Here is a 17,841-nt window from a genome sequence, read left to right as displayed (position 1 = left end):
ATGCTGGTTACGAAACGTTTATTTAAAATAATTACAAATATCGAGGGTACTATTTTTGCAGTGAGAATATTAAAAATTAAAAAAATTATGGAAAACTTAAAAAAGGCATATATAGCCGGAGGCTGTTTTTGGGGTATGGAAGATTTGTTTCGTGTGCGCCCTGGAGTAAAAGATACGGAAGTGGGATATATTGGCGGAATAAACGACAACCCAACTTATCAGAATCATCCGGGACATGCTGAAGGCATGGAAATTACGTATGATGCAAATGAAACATCTTATAAAGAACTACTGGATTACTTTTTTAGAATGCACGATCCAACAACTACAGACCGACAAGGTAATGATATTGGATCAAGCTACAGATCGGCTCTTTTTATTCAAAATGATGAAGAAAAGCAAATTGCTTGCTGAAGTGATTAAAATTGTAGATGAGTCTGAAAAATGGCATGGTAAAGTGGTTACTACACTTGAACCTTTTACTAAATTCTGGCCAGCCGAAGAAAGCCACCAAGATTATCTGATCAAACATCCAAATGGATATACCTGCCATTTTGAAAGGTTTGATAGTTTTTTATAATATTTCAAACTTCAATTTTAAAAGGATAGAACTTTGATTTTAAATGAATTTACATTTAAAATCAAAGTTTTTCTTTTTTGTTATAAGGTGTTTTTCTTTTCCTAGTGGGCAATCTTTTTTTATATATCACTAGAACACTATTTATTTGCGAAATATCACTAACGATAAAAGTATTTTTGTTTGTATTTATTTGATATACAATAATTTACTATTTTAGCATAGTTCTTGTCTTTCCTCAATATGCTGTATATTAATTAGCACGGCTCCTTTATTTATTCTAAAATTTAAATATGAAACCGATTCATGTTATACGATGGTGTTTTTAGAATTAACAGGTTAAATGCGTTTATGAATTATTTAAAACCTTTAAATACTCACTAAATATTTTTATTATGACAAAATCAAAATCCATAATACTCATACATGGAAACTTTGTAAACGACTTAAGCTGGGCAAAGTGGAAAGACCATTATGAAAAGAAAGGTTATACCGTGTACACTCCGGCTAATCCAGGTCATGAAGGAAATCCTGCTGATTTAAGAAATAAAGTGCATCCTGATCTTGTAAAAACTGGATTTATAGACGTCGTTAACAATATTGTAAAGCTAATCGACAGTCTTCCAGAAAAGCCATTAATTATTGGACATTCAATGGCAGGAATGGCGGCAATGAAACTGCTTGAATTAGGAAAAGCATCTGCGGCGGTAAGCATTGACGGTGCGCCTCCTAAAAACGTTTTCCCACCACTTCAAACACTGAAATCGGTAATTCCTGCATTTGGTTTTTTTTCTGGTAAAAAATATTTTATGGGAAGCCGCGAATGGTATGACAAATGTTTTTTTAATACACTTCCGTTGAATGAAAGAGCAAATGCCTTTCGCCGCAATTGCAGTGCCTGAAAGTTTCAAGGTAAGTCGTGAACTGGTTTTGAATTCTTTTTCGAATATCGATTTTAAAAAATCACATGAACCTATTTTATTTATTGGCGGTGGCAGTGATGCTATTTTTCCTGCTGAACTCACCAAAACCTTGGCGCATAAATACAAACATAGCGGCGACCGTGTTGATCTAAAAATTTTTCAAGGCAAAAGCCATTTCATCTGTGGGGAAGACGGATGGGAAATTGTAGCCGACTATATTTTAGACTGGTATGAAAATTTATAAGGCTTAAAAAAGATTTTAACCATTTAGAAATGAAAACTTTAGTATCGGCATTTGATTTGAATCTATTAATAACCACTTAAAAAAAAACTACAATGAGCACGATTTCATTAAAAGACGGAACGGAGATTTATTACAAAGACTGGGGAACAGGACAGCCCATTTTTTTTCATCATGGATGGCCTCTTTCTGCAGACGACTGGGATACACAAATGCATTTTTTTCTCGATAAAGGATTTAGAGTTGTGGCCTATGACAGACGAGGACACGGAAGATCAACACAGACGTATAAAGGAAATGAAATGGATACTTATGCGGCTGATGTAGCAGAATTGACAGCATTTTTAGATTTAAAAGATGCCATTCATATCGGTCATTCAACAGGAGGAGGAGAAGCAATACGATACGCCGCAAAATATGGAAAAGAGAGAGTTGCCAAAGTGGTGCTTATAAGTGCGGTAACGCCTTATATGATTTTAGACGAAAATAATCCAGATGGTGTTCCTTTAGCGGTTTTTGATGATATTCGTTTTAATACGGCCAATAACAGGCGGCAGTTTTATCAGGATATAACGTTCCCATTTTATGGCTACAATAGGGAAGGGGCTGTTGTAAAAAAGGGAATTCAGGATAATTGGTGGCGTCAGGGAATGATGGGAGGAATTAAGGCACATTATGACTGTATAAAAGCATTTTCTGAGACTGATTTTACCGAAGATTTGAAAAGCGTAGATGTACCGGTTCTGATTCTTCATGGAGAAGATGACCAAATTGTGCCGCATGTGCCTACTGCATTAAGAGTCGCCAAGCTAGTGAAAAATGGAAAATTGATTACTTATCCTGGTTTATGTCACGGAATCCCGACGACTGATGCAGATACGGTTAATGCAGATATTCTGGCATTCATTCAATCGTAAAAAAAAATGGAGGATTGATTTATAAAACTAAACCGCAGGACTATTAATGAAAATTTAGGACTGCGGTTATATTTTTTTTAAGCTTTAAATCAATGCATTCCTCCCAGTTTTTATTTTCTTTTCGGAAATAGCATTTTCCAGTAATTAAGGTGTTTTTCATTTTACTGTTTGATATTTTAGGGCGAATGTTTTATTTAATAAAATTATTAAGGACAATTTTAAAAACTTCCGTATCAGCTTTTTCAAGCCATTCAAATGCCAGCATATCTTTTGTAATGATTTCGGCGCCGTTTTGCCTCATTCTTTCAACAGCCTTTATTTTGTCATCTGGATTTCGTGTTCCAACAGCTGACTCTAGAATAAAAACTTCATAATCGAGTTCCAATAAGTCCAGTACTGTTTGTTGTACGCAAATGTGAGCTTCAGTTCCAACTACAATAATTTGTTTTCTTTCTTTTTGCAAAAGATTGAGCAGATTTCCTTCGCGGACAGCAGAAAAATAAGACTTAGAAACAATTTCGTTTTCTTCAAATTTTTCTCTTAATACAGCAGGTGTTGTTCCAATTTTATCTGGACAATGTTCTGTCAGAAGGATTGGAATACCAATTATATTAGCTAAATCTACAGACCAGATAACATCTTTAAGAATAGCTTCGCCACTGTGAATTTTAGGAAGCAGTCTTTCCTGAATATCGATAACCAGCAAAGTAGAATTGATTGGAAGGATCTTCATATGATTTTATTAAATGTTAGAAAAAATCAGCAAAGGGGAGTATATCAAATTTAGTAAAAAAAGGTGATTTTATTAACGAAATCAGTTACTTAAAATAAGTGTCAATTCAGTTTTTTAGAAATTTAAGTATGATAAAACTGGACTATTCATTTATATAGAATCTGTACCAGATTGCATGGGAAGTTATTTGCTAAATTTATTCCTTCAAAATATATAAGAAAGAATTGTGTAAAGCATTAGTAAAAATTATTAGCACAAAAGTTAGCAAGTAAAAATTATAATCAATTATTTAAAATATGAATATTTATTTTGTACAGCATGAAGTTTTTGAAGCGCCTGGAGCATATCTACAATGGGCTCAAAACCGAAGTCATAAAATCAGTTTTTCAAAAGTATATAATTATGAGCCTTTGCCAGAGACAGCCACAGATATTGATTTACTTGTAATTATGGGAGGACCTCAAAGTCCAGATTCTTCCAAAAAAGAGTATCCATATTTTGATTCACAAGCGGAAATAAATTTAATACAAAAATGCATCAATACAGGAAAAGCCGTAGTTGGAGTATGTCTGGGAGCCCAGCTAATTGGTGAAGCATTAGGAGCAAAATTTGAATCAAGTTCTGAAAAAGAAATAGGAGTTTTTCCTATTGAACTTACACAAGCTGGATTAAATGATGATAAAATATCGCATTTTGGCTCACGACTTTCTGTAGGACACTGGCATAATGATATGCCAGGAATAACAGAAAGCGACAGGATATTAGCGTTTAGCGAAGGCTGTCCGCGGCAAATTATAGCGTATTCAGCTTTGGTCTATGGATTTCAATGCCATATGGAACTTAATAAGGAAGTAATTAAGCTCCTGATCGAATCTGACGAAGATTTCTTAATCAAAAATTCCATTCACAGATATGTACAAAAACCAGATGAAATTCGCAGTTTCGATTATAACTTAATGAATAATAAATTGTTTAAGTTTCTTGACAAACTTCAACATGAATACGAAAATAGCTACTGTGTTTAGAAAGAGTTTTCCTTTTACATTATGAAAGTTTCTGGGTCGCCCTCAGTATTTTCATCTTCTTCCGAAAGATCATCTTCCTCTTCTTCCCAGTCATTTTCATCATATTCCGATTCTAAATCTTCTTCAAGAAATTCGTCTAGATCGCCAAGTTCCAAGTTGTAGTGATTTTGCGCTTTTACTGAGCTTGTAAAACCGCTTTCCAAGTAATCATCATAATTTAAAAGAAGCTGTTCTTCGTATGATGTCATGTCGCCTGAAGAGTCATCACTGTAAAAGTAGTTTTCGGATTTCATATAATTTAAGTTTTAATTTGAAGATTATTTAATGCCTATTTTTCCTTTTAGACATTCTTAAAAGTACATTCTTTTAATCTCGAAGATTTTATATAATTTTCGAGAAGTATTGTTTAATTTTAATCCTGCGACTATTTAATATTGAAAAGGCAATAAAAAAAATCCCATTTTAAATGGGATTTCTTATGTTTTATCTTTTAAGAATTTTTAGTCTATTTTAAAACTATCATCGGTAAAAGTTTCAGGTTCAACTTCACGATCATTTTCGTCATAATCTTCTACAAGATCATCATCCAGATCATCTGGGTCAAGTTCTTCTTCATCTTCTTCGTCCCAATCATCTTCTTCCAGATCACTTTCATCAATATCTTGTTCAAGATCTTCTTGATCGTCTCTTTCCAAAGCATTAGAAAATTCATTGTCAAGATAGTTGTTTTCTCCAGCTCCAGGATAAGAATCTAGAAGTTGTTCCTCCTGTTTGTCTTCATCTTCAATTTGTTCGTTTTGTTCGCGATAATATTGATTTGTTTCGTTTTGAATGTCTTGAGGGAAATTATTTTCGTTTTGATCATAATTTCTGTTGCTGTCTGTGATCATAGTGCTGTTAAATTAAGTTTTAATAAATATTAACTGTTAGTCAGCTGCGCTTCCAGTGCTTCCTGCACCGCCAGAATTATTATTTCCTTTTTCTTCTTCGTAACGATTTGGATCTGTGCCATCTTCATCACGTTCATCTTCCCAGTCTCCGGTATTAACATGTTCATCTGGATTTTTATCATTACTCATACTGTTTAGCTGTGCATGATATGGACATTTTTGAAGATCTTCGCTGTTGTAGTTATTTGTATTTTCCATGACTATATTTTTTTTGATTTTTTATTATCCTAAAATTAGATTGTAGTCCAAGGTTTTTCTTTACAAGAATAATTTCATTTGTTATCAAATTAACATGCAGATCTTCAAAGTATTACTTATAAGCCTTTCACTCTTCCAATTTATTGCCCAAAATCCCATTATTTAGGGCTTGAAAATAAAAAAAAGCAACATAAGTAGCGTAATGTCAAATATTTATAATATATTTAACACATCAAACATGGGAATTGTATAAAAAATGTACATAATTTTGCAACAACAAAAAACTGATAAAGTTTTTTGTCACGAGATCCCAAATCTTCTGTTTAACTTAATATAATGCCCTGCTTATGAGATTATTTTTTATGGCACTGCTTTTTTCCTTAAGTTCCTTTACAACCTACAATGTAACGGACAGGAAAGAAATATTAACCGAAGTAGAGTTTGCAAGACTTACAGACCATGTAGGCGAGATAAAATCTTTTACTTCATCAAACCGCGGTTACAGCAATAAAATTGCTTTTCTGGTAGATATGAAAATCAAATCTGGAAAAAATCGTTTTTTTGTATATGATCTTCAGAACAACAAAATACTAGATCAAGGTCTTGTAGCACATGGTTCAGGATCTGAAACAGGAATAAAAGGCGATATTTTGCAATTCAGTAATACCCCAAATTCAAACTGTTCATCCCTTGGCCGTTATTCTATCGAGAAGTCTTATAATGGAGTTTTTGGAAAAGCTTTCAGACTTAACGGACTAGACGAAAGTAACAGCAACGCGATGAAAAGAGCAATTGTATTACACCGTTACAGAGAAGTTCCTGACGAAGAAAAAGAATATTACATTATCAACAGCCACGGATGCCCGATGGTAAGCGATATTTTCTTTAAAAGACTTGAAAAAGTTATAGAAGGTTCTGATTCTAAGATAATGCTTTACGTTTATTATTAAAAGAGAGAAATAACATTTTACCTAAATACGTTTAAAGACAAACAAAATGATTCGTAAAGATTTTTGTTTGTTTTTATTACGTATTTTTTTTGCGTTAATTTGTGCTCACAAAGGCGCGAAGCCTTTTTAGAACAAATGTTAATTTCTGCATTATAAAATGACTTTACAAGATTTAGTGGGTACATTTTCCATTTCTGGAAGCAATCAAGATGAGACTAATGAGATTAGTTATAAAGGTGTTTTAACTTTAGACTTAGATAAAAATAACCGAGTAATTGCGCATTGGCTTATCAACAATTCACAAATACAAAAAGGGCATGGCTTTTTTAAAGACAATGTTTTGGTTATTAATTTTAGTTATAAAGGAGACGATAATAAAACCTATAAAGGAGTTGCTGTTTACCGCTGTATCACTAAAGATGTGCTTGACGGATTTTGGTCAGAAAAACATGGAGATCCGCTTTATTTAGGAACAGAACATTGTTTAAGAATTGAAACTACTGAAAGATTAAATTAAATAAAAATAAAAAATGCGTAAAGTTAGTTACTTCACGCATTTTTTATTGGTGTATTTCTATTCAAGAAGCCAATTTAAGTTTTATAGGTTAAAATAAAAACATTTATGTTAACCAAATCTATTTCAAACAAGGCAATTGCAAAACATTAGCATTTAAAGGCTGTTCTATTTTTTCTTTCCAGTTTATCATTACTTACAGTAATATAAATTTCCATAGAACCTGTTCCAACTTTCAGCCCCAAAATATGACCTCCATATGCATCAAATTTATCATCGGTTGCTACGCCGTGCATGTGGATAGAAGGTTTGTTTTCGCTCCAAGCGATAGATCCTGTAATGCTTCCCATTTCAACTTTATTAAAAGTTTTGGGATGAAATTTCTTTTTCTCCAAAATCATAAAAACCAAATGTAGCATCTTGTGCAAAACCAATTCCAGTGAAATTTGCCGATGGAATTTTTTGTTCTTTTGCCAGATTTTCTATTAACTCCAAAACATTATCGCCTTCGCGAAGAACCATTAAATACCCATAATTTGTTTTGGTGTAACGACATTTTTGAGCATCATTGTTTTGCGCATGAGATATCGTGAAAGCCAGACAAAAAAGCAGTACGGCTATAATTTTATTGATTTGAATATTCATAATGAAAAATTTAATTAATGTTTGTACGAGTGTCTAACTGCATAATCTTATTATAATCATCATTATATTTTTCAGGATCTGAAGTCGCATATTCATTTTCTGGTTCTGGAATTACGTGAATTCTGGAGTCACTAATCGAAATAACAGCCGAGCAGACATAGATTCCAACTTTGCCTTCATTGTATTTAAAATCTAATAAAGTCAGTTTCACAATATCATTGATCGAAAGTTCGTAGTAATTTCCGTAGCGGATAATTTTAAAAGAAATCTGTTTTTCTTCTCCAATTTCAAATTGATTGGTTTGGATATTTTCGAAGATAAAATTGTTTTTCACATCTTTTTCATTAAATCCCCAAGCTCTAAACTGGACAAAACCATTCATAAAATCAATTGAAATATAATAACCTGTTCCTTCTTTATCACATTCAATTACAAAACCAGTTTTTCCCATTCCTTCAACAGAAAGCGTTCCTTCCCAAACAAAGTCAGATGAAGGTTTTTCGAAACCGTAAATTTCATAACCGCTTCGACAGCCAAAACGCCATTTGTTTTCATTTTCTAAAACAAATTCAGCTGTTGGATTTCCTAGAATAGGCATGGGTTGCGGCAGGTCTTTTTGAAGAATAGTTTTCTGATACAGTTTTTCCCAGTAATAATAGGTTTTCAATAACAGTCTGCCGCTTTTATCTGTCGATAATTCTTTTGGAGGCGGAATAACACGGTGTGTATTCACATTTCCATCAGCGAAATAGAAATTATAAACCAGAAAATGTTTTCCGTCTTTTACAACTCTCGCAAGCATAATTCCCTTGTGGCAGTAACACATTATTATGAAAAGCAGAATATTCACCTCTAAATTCAGATGCCGACCAATAACGGACTTTAATATCCTCTCTAATTGATCCTAATAAATAATAATTTCCTTTAATTTCAAAAACACACGGACATTCAACATCATCATAAACGTAAGGAATATGAAGTGGTTTTTGCAGTACATATCCATCTTCTTCTCTTTTTGCAACACCAATACAGCCTCGGCGATAAATAGGACCAGAGGCACTTCTTGCACAAATTAGCAGATAATCTTCGCCTTTATATTGATATTTAAACGGATCACGAAAACTAATCCATTCCCTTGGATTATTCTTTTTCCCTTCGTAATGCGGTGCTTCGCTTTGAAAAGGAAGTCCGTATAGATTCTCTTTTTTCCAAGTAAGCAAATCATTTGAAACAGCTCGCCCTACTTTCTGTTCAATTCCTTTGTCCTGACGTTTAAGTCCGGTATAATACATTTCATAACCATCACCTTCGGATTTTTTGCTGACATGCATTGTCCACAACATATCGTCATCCCATTCTCCTGGATCACCAACAAAAAGGGCGTTTTTTACTCGTTTCCACGAAAGACCATCTTTTGATACTGCATGCGCTATATAATCGTGATTTGGGATAATTAAATGAAATAAATGATGAACTCCTTTTTCATCTATAAATACATCAACATCTCCAATTTCCCAATTACTAAATCCTGAACCTGAATACATTTTATTACTATTTAATCTGTTAGTATAATTTTTTGAGACACACAATCCCAATAGCCAGCTAAAGGAATTATGTGTTTATTTTTTACACCCAACGGGTTATTTAATTATTTTATAATGTTTTAATCCTTCTAGAATTCCTTCAGAAGCTGAAGATTTGGCAACATAAATGCTTTTAGTTGTTTCGTAATCTGCCAGCTCGGCACTTCTATTGCCAACAATTATTCCTTTTACGGGACCTCTAAACATATCGACATCATTTCCAGAATCACCAGTCGCAATAACATGAGATAACGGAATAGCCCATTTGCGACACAAAAATTTGATCGCATTTCCCTTAGAAGCTCTTTTCGGAATAAAATCCAAAAACTGGCCGTGACTCGGAATAATATTCACTTTATACCAGCCTGTTCCCAAAGCCGAAATTAATTCTTCGTGATTGTATTTTTCTTTTTCATAATAGTAAGAGATTTTATAAGGATTCTGCGCTTCTTCTTCCTGTAGTTTGATCCATTTAACGGTTTTCAATCTACTTACTATATCGTCTCTTTTCCATCTTCCTGCTAAAAATTTAGCCCAGCCTTTGTCTAAAATATAATCAGTTCCGTTTGTATAATAAATTTCAGTTCCAACAGAGCAAATGATGAAGTCGGGGAGAGGAAATTCTTCTTCGTTAATTACTTTTTTACCAATTCCAGATTTCTTCCCGAAGCCATTGCAAAAGCCATTTTTTCGGTACGGTTGACAAGATGTGCTTTTAGTTCTTTTAATCCAGGATTAGCCAATTTGGGTTCAATTAGTGTCCCGTCAATATCAGAAACCAATAAATGATCTATTTTTCGTTTTAATCGGCTGATATTGATGTTTGGATAATGTTGTTTTTTGATTCCTGCTCCAGAAGAAAGCGATAAGTTTTCATTCACCAAATCAACATATTGATTAACGTGGCTCAGCCAGCTGTAATGTTTCTGAATATTAATTGCCCCATTATTAGAATAATATTTCCATTGATTTTCATCAGTCAGAATATTGCGTAAAGCCTTTTTAATCTGACTCTCTTCCTGCGGATCTACTAATTCTCCATTTTGACAGACTGGAATAATTTCTGAAGGTCCGCCATTTTTTGTAACCACAACAGGAAGTCCAGAACTAGCAGATTCGATTACGGTCAAGCCGAAATTTTCATGCAACGCAAGATTCACAAAAACACCTCTTTTTTCTGCGACATATCGGTATATAATAGAAACCTCGTTTTCGACATCATGTTTTTTAGGAATCGCCATTTTTCCGTACAAATCATATTTGTCCATTAACAGAAGTAGATCGGTCAAAACGTTTTTTTCAGATTCGGGCATTTTGGCAATGTCTTTACGAATACCAGCAAAAATTACTAGATTGGCAATGCTTTGCAGTTCCTTATCCTTACCGTAAACTTCAATTAAAGTGTTCAAGTTTTTATGGCGGTCAGGTCTCGAAAGTGCCAGAATTATAGGCTTATGCGGATTTGTTAAAAATTTCGAAATAGTTTCTGAAACCCAATATTTTCTTTGGATTTCTTCCATATTTTTTTCAGGATCGACTTCCTGATGGTAATAGGGAACAAATTTTCGGGTGTCAATTCCAGGCGAAATAGCGTGGTATTTTCCTAATTCAAAATTTTTATAAGCTTTATAAGTTTCAATTTCTTGTTCTGTAGAAGTAACAATAAATTCAGAAAGTTCAAGTGTTCGTTCTTCGGCGAATTCTTGCTTTAAATTTGAATTTCTTTTCAAGATCTTCTTCATTTTCTCCGCCTTCAAGTAATTTTTTCTTTTTATAAAAACCTAACGAATGTCCCGTATGGGCGAAAGGAATATTTAAAATGGCAGATAATTCGGTCGATGACATATCCAGCGTCAGCATAATGCGAATGAATCCAGTCGGGAAAAATGTTATGTTCCTTAATATGTTGTACAACACCGTTGACAAATGTATCAAGACCTTCCCAAAGTTGTTCTTTTGCTTTATATTTTTTTCCTAGAAAAGGAATTCGCCTGATGTCTAACTTATCATTTATTATTTCAACAGGCACTGCGTATTCTGGTGAAACAGAAGGATCATCAATCAATCGGGTAAAAAGATGTACATGTTCCACATCTTCATGTTGTGATAAAAATTCTGCTAATTCGTAAATATATTTTGTCTGGTACGCCGTTATCAGCATCTTTTCCTATCTCAAGACCAGAACCTTTTAAAAGTCCGTGAATGTTTATAAGTGAAATTCGTAATTTTTTTCATCATTCTTCAATATTATTTTGAGAGCCCAAGTTACTGCGCTCACGTTGATTTGGAAGAAATAATTACAGTTTTAATTTACATAGTTCCCATGTTTTACAGATGTTTTCCATGTAATAACTATAAAAAAAGCCTGACTTTTTTTGTCAGGCTTTTGGGTTTATTTCTAATTTCTATTTATTAAATCATCAATTTCTTCTAATTCAATTGTGGGATTTGCACCAGCAGATCCCGCAACCAAAGCACCTGTTGCACAGGCAAAATTTAAAGCCTGCTGTGGTTCTTCTCCAGTTAAAAGTGATGTGACTAAAGCGCCCAAGAAAGAATCTCCTGCACCCACAGTATCTTCAACTGTAATGCTGTAACCCGCATTTGAATAAAGATGTTTATCCCATAACAATAGAGCTCCATATTTTCCTTTTGTAACACAAATGGCTTTTGCATTGGTCAAAGAACAGATAAAATTCATGTTCTCTTCTAAAGTAGTAAACGGAGAATCGAAGGCCTGACTAATTTCGGTTATTTCTTCATCATTAAATTTTATAAAATCTGCAGACTGCATTAACTCCTGCAGAATTTCGTAGGTATAATGAGGCTTTCTTAAATTAACATCAAAAACTTTATACGCATTAGTGTGCAATAATTCTTCAAGCGCTTGTCTTGAAACCTCATCTCTGCAAACCAAACTTCCATAAATTAAAACATCTGCATTTAGAACCGATTTTCGAGCCGTTTCATTCGGAATAATTTTGTCCCAAGCCGATGGATAAAGAATTTCGTAAGTAGCAGATTTACTTTCGTCCAAAGTTACATTTACCAATCCAGTTGGAAAATCGTCTGATTTTAAGATTGTTTCTGTATCTAAACCTAATCTTTTTACCTCTGCAATAATTGCTTCTCCATCAAGATCGTCACCAACGCGACTTATCATATTTACATCGGCGCCTAAAGCTTTCATGCGAAGAGCCACATTAAGCGGTGCGCTGCCAATCTTTTTTCATTTCCAAAAATATCCCACAGTACTTCTCCGAAAGCGACAGCTTTAAGTTTATTGTTGTTAATCATTTAATTTCTCTTTTGTAATTATTCAGGCTGTGTGAATCGCCCTATTTTTATAAAAATAAGAAAGATTACTGGTTTGTGCAAACCATAGTTGGTTTGGAGTGGTTAATTCATGAGAGTTCAATAGTATATTAAGGTAGAGCAGAAACTTATTAAAATAGAATTTAAAAACGGCATCAAATTAAATAGAAGTTTATATAATAACTTAATATACTGGGAATTGTGTAACATCCACCTGAAATTAAATACGTCACAGTCTATTCTCGTTTGTACCTTTAAGATTAGATTAAAACTATTCTATAATCAAAAAATAAATAAGTTATGGCAGAAATTAAAATTGAGAAAAAAAGCCGGTATGGCCGTGGATTGTTGTGGTTTTGTTAATCGCGAGCACTTATATACTACATCTTTTTAAAAGATCATGAAACTACAACTGATAACAGTGTTGAAATCGAAAACACTACACCTGCAGAGTAGAAAATCAATTTAATATTATAAAGAATTATGGAAAATAAAGATAGAAATTTATACAGATTAGACGAACTTTCAGATTATAAGATTGCTTCAAATTATTCTGATGTAAGAGGATGGAAAATAGTAGATGCCGATAACCGAACTATCGGTAAAATCGACAATCTTTGGGTTAATAAAGATATGCGACGCGTTGTTTATTTAGATGTAAATGTAGATAAATCGTTAATAGATGACCGCCACAATGAGGTGCACGACGCTATAGCAAACGACAATGGAAAGGAATTTATCTATAAGGATGGAGACAGTCATATTATCATACCGATTGGGTCTGTAAGTATAAATAAAGACACTAAAATTGTGATGGCCAATACTATTGGATATGATACTTTTAGAAATACAAGCAGATATAACAGGGTGAACAATTTTGACAGGAATTATGAAAAAAGAGTAATGAATTCCTATTATCCTGAGGATGAAATTGGCTACGATAGTGAAGATGATACTTTTTACAATCGCAGGGAATTTGATAATAGATAATACAATTTATTGCGACTCCTCAAAAGGATAACCATCATATTATAAAATTGAATTAAAGATCAAACATTTAAATGTTTGATCTTTTTTTTTAAGTCATTGGGATCTTAATTTCCAGTTATTAATAACACAGAAAAAATATGTTCATAAACTGTTGATAAATAATAGGTTGTACCCTGTGTTAAAATATTATATCCATTCATTAATTATTATAAATTTATAATTGAATGACAGCTAATTACTGTGAAAATTATTTATATATGGGAAAAGCTATACAATTGCAGGTGCGTAAAGAGCTGAATGGAAAACAACAGTTCAATATTATTAAATTAAAAGGCAGTTTGATCTCAAAAGGATATACTGAAATTATACATATCAGCGATCAGGATGATGAATTTCATATTAATTCATTTGAAACAAAAATGGAAGCTAGAGGTGAAGTTCAAGAATTCATTAAGGATTTTATTATGAAAGAAGATTTAGCAAATACAATAAGTGTTTTAAGATAACCTTCCGCTGTTTAAATAGTCGGTGTAAATTTAATTTTGTAACTATTTTAAATGAAAATTGAATTAAAGTTATTATTAAAATAGTAGCCAATATTTATTTGATATTATTTGTTTTGAGATTTTAAAATAATAAAAATTGATACTGATTTATTTGAAGCAAAATGACTTCATCTATATAATCGCTTTCAAAAATAAAAGAGGTCTGCTCGCGACACAGCGACGCGTTACCAGCACGCGCACTCCAACCAACGCAGTATTTGGTAGACAATCCAAATCTTGGATATGTATGCCGCCATTCCTATGAGCAGAACCTTCTTTCATTTTATTTGTTTCCTTTTTATTGATATTTTTTGTTTTAAAAGATTCTTTCACATTTTTAAATCTTTTTTTTTTTTTTTTTACAATTAGAACAGCGACAGGTTAGTGGTTATCATTTTTGTAATGCTTTTGAACATCTAATTTAATAAAGTAAATGTATTATCATCATTTATTTCAAAACATGATACTAATCATTTAGTTACATATTTATTTTTTTATGTGGCGTGAAAGGTCTTTGAATGCACTATTTAGGATAAACGATAAATAAAAAAAGCCGCAACCCTAAAGGAGTTGCGACTTTTTAAATAATCAGAATGTTTCTTTGTTAGTTCTAACTAGAAAAATTCAAGCCTTTATTTTTAAAACTAGTATAAAGTTCTTGTCTTGCAGAGCTTATCGTTTCTTCTGTTCTGTAAATACTACACCAGAATTTGATCAGTACTTTATACTTTCCGTCAGAAATAGCACTGTAATAAATCTGTGATGGTTTTGAATTATTTACCATTGGCAGATTGGCGAGTGTTTCGTTTACCGTTAAATTAATTTCTTCAGGAATGGTTTCGCCTACGATTTCAAAAGTAACTTCTACTAATTTAAAATTATCCGTATATGTCCAGTTTGTAATATTTTGAGATAATAAATTACCATTCGGAATAATGATTTCGGCTCCATTTGGCGCATTAATTTTGGTTGTACGAAGTCCCATCGATTTTACACGACCTGATTCTGAACTAATCTCCACAACGTCACCAATCTGAATTGGTTTATCAAAAATCAATATAATTCCCGATACAAAATTGTTTACTACATTTTGAAGTCCAAGTCCGACACCGACACCTAAAGCTCCTAAAAGAATACTCAGTTTGTCTAACGGCATTCCAGAAGCGACAACGGCAAGAAGGTAACCGCTGATTAAAACTACTAATCGGGTAATCAATAATTTTGAATGCTGTCTTTTGTTGATGTTTTCTTCGTTTTCATCGTCAATTTCACCAAAGAAATAAGCAACATAATTTTGCAATAAATGGGCAACCCAGATAATGATAAAGAATAAAACAATATTACCAAGTGTAAAAGTGATGCTTCCAATTGTATTAGGATGACTTAATATCTTTTGAAAAGAAGCACGAAGCGATTCCCAAATATTCAGATTTGATGCGATTACAATAATCCACATATAGCTGATTACAATAATAAAAGGTTTCTTTAAAGTATCTGATAAACTTTCGTAATCAAACATTTTTTCTATTCCTCTTTTAACTCTAGTGGTGTAAATCTGCAAAAGGATTATCTCTAAAATTATCTTCAAAACTACACTTAAAGCAACGATTTGAGTAAGAGAAATAAATGCTGTAATACTTAACATGTTAGAAAGTGAAACTCTGCCAAATAAATTGTAGAGAATCGACAAGCCATTTAAGCCAATAAAGATTATACTTGCCCACTTAAAAAAGCCTTTTATATAAAGTTCTTCTTTAAGTGTTTTAATTTGAACTAAACCGTATCGAATACCCAAAAGATTGATGGCTACAAATGCAAAACGCTGTAATAATCCGATTGTAATAAACAAATCCAAAAAGCAAAGTGCAAAGAATAGTCCTAAAAGGAAAAGCCAGTTTCGCATGGAAACTCCCGACCATTGATTTTTGAAAAGTACGGTTAAAACTGCAAGCAGAATAAGCTGTAATAATTCTAAAAATAATGCCGGTGCATATAAATTGGTAACAACGGCAATGTTTAAAGCAATAACCAAAACCGGCAGTAAAACACCGCGATTTAGATATTTGAAGTTTAAAAGTAAAAGACTTTCAGAATAACCATTTGCTTTTAGGTATTTTACGTTTCGAGAAATGTACCAAAACAAAAGTCCCATGAAGAAACATAAAGTAATCAATCCGCCTGCTTTGTAACTAAGATAATAAGCGGCAACATTTTCTTCAATTATAATTTTGGCTTTAATGTTATGCGTTACTTTTTTAGCAATAGCAGAATCGCTGATCTGCCATAGGGAAGGGTACTCTTTATTAAAAATACTTATTCCTGATTTTTCAAGTTTGCTTTCAACATTTACCAGAGCGCTCGACACAGCAATTTTTCGCTGTACGGTTAATCTTTTCTTATTGTTCAAAACAGTTTGGTTTTTAGTCATCAGACTATCTGTACCAACATATCTCTTTTTAAGATCGGCAAATTCTTTCTTGAATTGCTTGCGCTTAATAGTATCTCTAAGTAAAGTGATTAGGGTTTTGTCTTTTCGAAGATCAATTACACGACTTTTAATCTTTTCCAGATTAAGGTTTCTCTCGTTTATAGATTTATTCTGCTCTTCTAATTCCTGTTCTATTTCCTGTAGAACAATACGATACATCTGCTGGTTACGCACATTTGGGTTGGCTCCTTTTAGACTGGCTAGAATAAGGTTCAGTTTGCTTTCTGTACGTTTCATTTCGCCAAAAAGATGATGAGTATCACCTTGGAAATCGATGTCGTTGTAAGCAGATTCCAACACTTCTCCGGCTTTTTCAATCGCCATTAAATAATCGCTGTCTGTGGCCGTTGTGTCATTAAACAATCTGCCGGCGTTTTCTTTTTTGACAGGTTTTTGTTCTTGCGAATAACTTAACGCGGAATAGAAAAGAAATAAAAACAGCGTTAAAAAATAAAAAGTTCTTTTTTGAAAAATCATAATGTATATGGCTTATTTAGGGAGATCAAATTTAATTTTTTTTGCAAAACTTTTCGTAAAGAAAAAATTAAATTAGACATTCCGCCATATTTAATCGTCAGATTGCGATTTTGAGTCTTTCAAAGTGGTTTATTTTTTATTTTTTGAAATGAATTTGAATCCAAAATTGTAATCATAATCAAATGAAAAAAGTAAAATTAACAAGATAATATATTAAAATAGAAAAGCAATAATCAATAATAGTAACGCAGTGACAATTAATAGAATATAAATTATTAATTCCACAGTTTTCTGCTTTTTTTAATAAATCCTCGATGGTTATTTCACTAGGTTTCTTTGTTTTCATTTTATATTTTTACATTAAATATTTCCGCAAAATTTAATTAAAAAACATTCCAAAACAAGAGGTCAAGTTTTTTTGACTACACAATAAAATATGGAAGAAATAGAAACTTGTCCAGCACAAAGGCTTTTAAAAATATTATCGGGTAAATGGAAAGCTGAAATTTTTCGTTTGGCTGTAGAATCTCCGTTGCGATTTAATGGTTTACTGCGACAAATTCAGGGATCAAATAAACAATCTTTGGCTACTGCTTTAAAGGAACTGGAAGAAGAAGGACTTTTAGAAAAAAACAACCATTAAATTGAAGCCTTTGCACATTGAATATAATTTGACTGAAAAAGGAAAAGCTTTAATTCCTGTTTTTCAGCAGTTAGAAGGATTGTCATAGTTAATACACAAGTAAACAGTGGTAATGAATTTCGAAGGA

The 17,841-nt window shown here is 32.7% G+C and carries 24 protein-coding genes and 1 pseudogene; 11 read left to right on the top strand and 14 right to left on the bottom strand.

The genetic code is table 11. The annotated features are described in order from the left end of the window. Positions 1-87 precede the first annotated feature (87 nt). The 5 genes from msrA (at position 88) to ACZZ95_RS19940 (ending at position 2,658) form a co-directional block, all read left to right on the top strand. Positions 88-414, top strand: a complete 327-nt coding sequence (msrA, locus tag ACZZ95_RS19960) for a peptide-methionine (S)-S-oxide reductase MsrA (RefSeq protein WP_463470358.1) — start codon at positions 88-90, stop codon at positions 412-414. Next, positions 386-580, top strand: coding sequence for a peptide-methionine (S)-S-oxide reductase (locus ACZZ95_RS19955; RefSeq protein WP_463470357.1), 195 nt, complete (start codon positions 386-388; stop codon positions 578-580). Before msrA ends, ACZZ95_RS19955 begins: the two co-directional genes overlap by 29 nt. Before the next feature lie 392 nt (positions 581-972). Continuing rightward, positions 973-1,479 (top strand): alpha/beta fold hydrolase, encoded by a 507-nt coding sequence (locus ACZZ95_RS19950; RefSeq protein ID WP_463470356.1) that lies wholly within the window; start codon positions 973-975, stop codon positions 1,477-1,479. Beyond that, positions 1,439-1,744, top strand: a complete 306-nt coding sequence (locus tag ACZZ95_RS19945; protein WP_463470355.1) for an alpha/beta hydrolase — start codon at positions 1,439-1,441, stop codon at positions 1,742-1,744. Before ACZZ95_RS19950 ends, ACZZ95_RS19945 begins: the two co-directional genes overlap by 41 nt. A 92-nt stretch (positions 1,745-1,836) precedes the next feature. Beyond that, positions 1,837-2,658 (top strand): alpha/beta fold hydrolase, encoded by an 822-nt coding sequence (locus ACZZ95_RS19940; protein WP_463470354.1) that lies wholly within the window; start codon positions 1,837-1,839, stop codon positions 2,656-2,658. Positions 2,659-2,848: 190 nt separating this feature from the next. On the opposite strand, the gene ACZZ95_RS19935 is transcribed toward ACZZ95_RS19940, so the two are convergent. Continuing rightward, a complete protein-coding gene (locus ACZZ95_RS19935) occupies positions 2,849-3,391 on the bottom strand; it encodes an isochorismatase family protein (protein ID WP_463470353.1) in 543 nt (180 codons plus the stop codon). A gap of 296 nt (positions 3,392-3,687) precedes the next feature. Here ACZZ95_RS19935 and ACZZ95_RS19930 point away from each other — a divergent pair, with 296 nt between their 5' ends. After that, positions 3,688-4,416: a glutamine amidotransferase-related protein gene (locus ACZZ95_RS19930; RefSeq protein ID WP_463470352.1), complete on the top strand. Its 729-nt coding sequence runs from the start codon at positions 3,688-3,690 to the stop codon at positions 4,414-4,416. 14 nt (positions 4,417-4,430) lie between these two features. Here the strand turns inward: ACZZ95_RS19930 and ACZZ95_RS19925 are convergent, their stop codons facing one another. From ACZZ95_RS19925 to ACZZ95_RS19915, 3 genes are all read right to left on the bottom strand, one after another. Then, positions 4,431-4,709, bottom strand: a complete 279-nt coding sequence (locus ACZZ95_RS19925; protein ID WP_095954047.1) for a hypothetical protein — start codon at positions 4,707-4,709, stop codon at positions 4,431-4,433. 207 nt (positions 4,710-4,916) lie between these two features. After that, complete coding sequence (locus ACZZ95_RS19920; RefSeq protein WP_463470351.1) at positions 4,917-5,306, bottom strand: hypothetical protein; 390 nt, start codon at positions 5,304-5,306, stop codon at positions 4,917-4,919. Between the two features lie 36 nt (positions 5,307-5,342). Beyond that, complete coding sequence (locus ACZZ95_RS19915) at positions 5,343-5,564, bottom strand: hypothetical protein (RefSeq protein WP_463470350.1); 222 nt, start codon at positions 5,562-5,564, stop codon at positions 5,343-5,345. Positions 5,565-5,911: 347 nt separating this feature from the next. Between ACZZ95_RS19915 and ACZZ95_RS19910 the strand changes: the two genes are divergently transcribed. Together ACZZ95_RS19910 and ACZZ95_RS19905 are read left to right on the top strand one after the other, a co-directional pair. Beyond that, on the top strand, positions 5,912-6,514 hold the full coding sequence (locus ACZZ95_RS19910) for a murein L,D-transpeptidase catalytic domain-containing protein (RefSeq protein WP_095954044.1): 603 nt from the start codon (positions 5,912-5,914) through the stop codon (positions 6,512-6,514). A 157-nt stretch (positions 6,515-6,671) separates the two neighbouring features. After that, positions 6,672-7,031 (top strand): hypothetical protein, encoded by a 360-nt coding sequence (locus tag ACZZ95_RS19905; protein ID WP_463470349.1) that lies wholly within the window; start codon positions 6,672-6,674, stop codon positions 7,029-7,031. Between the two features lie 146 nt (positions 7,032-7,177). Here the strand turns inward: ACZZ95_RS19905 and ACZZ95_RS19900 are convergent, their stop codons facing one another. From ACZZ95_RS19900 to ACZZ95_RS19865, 8 genes are all read right to left on the bottom strand, one after another. Then, the gene (locus ACZZ95_RS19900) at positions 7,178-7,378 is read right to left on the bottom strand and encodes a PCC domain-containing protein (protein WP_463470348.1); all 201 of its coding nucleotides are present in this window, start codon (positions 7,376-7,378) and stop codon (positions 7,178-7,180) included. 10 nt (positions 7,379-7,388) lie between these two features. Continuing rightward, positions 7,389-7,673, bottom strand: a complete 285-nt coding sequence (locus ACZZ95_RS19895) for a PCC domain-containing protein (RefSeq protein WP_463470347.1) — start codon at positions 7,671-7,673, stop codon at positions 7,389-7,391. A gap of 10 nt (positions 7,674-7,683) precedes the next feature. Further along, positions 7,684-8,475: a hypothetical protein gene (locus ACZZ95_RS19890; RefSeq protein ID WP_463470346.1), complete on the bottom strand. Its 792-nt coding sequence runs from the start codon at positions 8,473-8,475 to the stop codon at positions 7,684-7,686. Next, entirely contained in the window at positions 8,429-9,217 is a 789-nt protein-coding gene (locus ACZZ95_RS19885; protein WP_463470345.1) for a glycoside hydrolase family protein, read from the bottom strand. Before ACZZ95_RS19885 ends, ACZZ95_RS19890 begins: the two co-directional genes overlap by 47 nt. 96 nt (positions 9,218-9,313) lie before the next feature. Then, positions 9,314-9,856, bottom strand: coding sequence for an HAD-IIB family hydrolase (locus ACZZ95_RS19880; RefSeq protein WP_463471717.1), 543 nt, complete (start codon positions 9,854-9,856; stop codon positions 9,314-9,316). 35 nt (positions 9,857-9,891) lie between these two features. Then, positions 9,892-10,998 (bottom strand): glycosyltransferase, encoded by a 1,107-nt coding sequence (locus tag ACZZ95_RS19875; RefSeq protein ID WP_463470344.1) that lies wholly within the window; start codon positions 10,996-10,998, stop codon positions 9,892-9,894. A gap of 29 nt (positions 10,999-11,027) precedes the next feature. Next, the gene (locus ACZZ95_RS19870) at positions 11,028-11,417 is read right to left on the bottom strand and encodes a hypothetical protein (protein WP_463470343.1); all 390 of its coding nucleotides are present in this window, start codon (positions 11,415-11,417) and stop codon (positions 11,028-11,030) included. A gap of 237 nt (positions 11,418-11,654) precedes the next feature. Continuing rightward, entirely contained in the window at positions 11,655-12,446 is a 792-nt protein-coding gene (locus tag ACZZ95_RS19865) for a carbohydrate kinase family protein (protein ID WP_463470342.1), read from the bottom strand. A 608-nt stretch (positions 12,447-13,054) separates the two neighbouring features. Here ACZZ95_RS19865 and ACZZ95_RS19860 point away from each other — a divergent pair. Together ACZZ95_RS19860 and ACZZ95_RS19855 are read left to right on the top strand one after the other, a co-directional pair. After that, positions 13,055-13,561, top strand: a complete 507-nt coding sequence (locus ACZZ95_RS19860; protein ID WP_463470341.1) for a PRC-barrel domain-containing protein — start codon at positions 13,055-13,057, stop codon at positions 13,559-13,561. Between the two features lie 257 nt (positions 13,562-13,818). Then, positions 13,819-14,067 carry a hypothetical protein gene (locus ACZZ95_RS19855; RefSeq protein WP_095954146.1) on the top strand — a complete coding sequence of 83 codons (249 nt, stop codon included), beginning with the start codon at positions 13,819-13,821 and terminating at the stop codon, positions 14,065-14,067. Between the two features lie 171 nt (positions 14,068-14,238). On the opposite strand, the gene ACZZ95_RS19850 is transcribed toward ACZZ95_RS19855, so the two are convergent. Beyond that, positions 14,239-14,439, bottom strand: a complete 201-nt coding sequence (locus ACZZ95_RS19850) for a hypothetical protein (RefSeq protein WP_463470340.1) — start codon at positions 14,437-14,439, stop codon at positions 14,239-14,241. 277 nt (positions 14,440-14,716) lie between these two features. Then, entirely contained in the window at positions 14,717-17,071 is a 2,355-nt protein-coding gene (locus ACZZ95_RS19845; RefSeq protein WP_463470339.1) for a mechanosensitive ion channel family protein, read from the bottom strand. A gap of 436 nt (positions 17,072-17,507) precedes the next feature. Here ACZZ95_RS19845 and ACZZ95_RS19840 point away from each other — a divergent pair. Continuing rightward, positions 17,508-17,802: pseudogene (locus ACZZ95_RS19840) on the top strand (winged helix-turn-helix transcriptional regulator). Positions 17,803-17,841 lie beyond the last annotated feature (39 nt).

The organism is Flavobacterium sp. AC267 (assembly GCF_979258715.1).
Note: the sequence above shows the minus strand (reverse complement) of the source record. Positions and strands in the feature narration are given on the sequence as shown.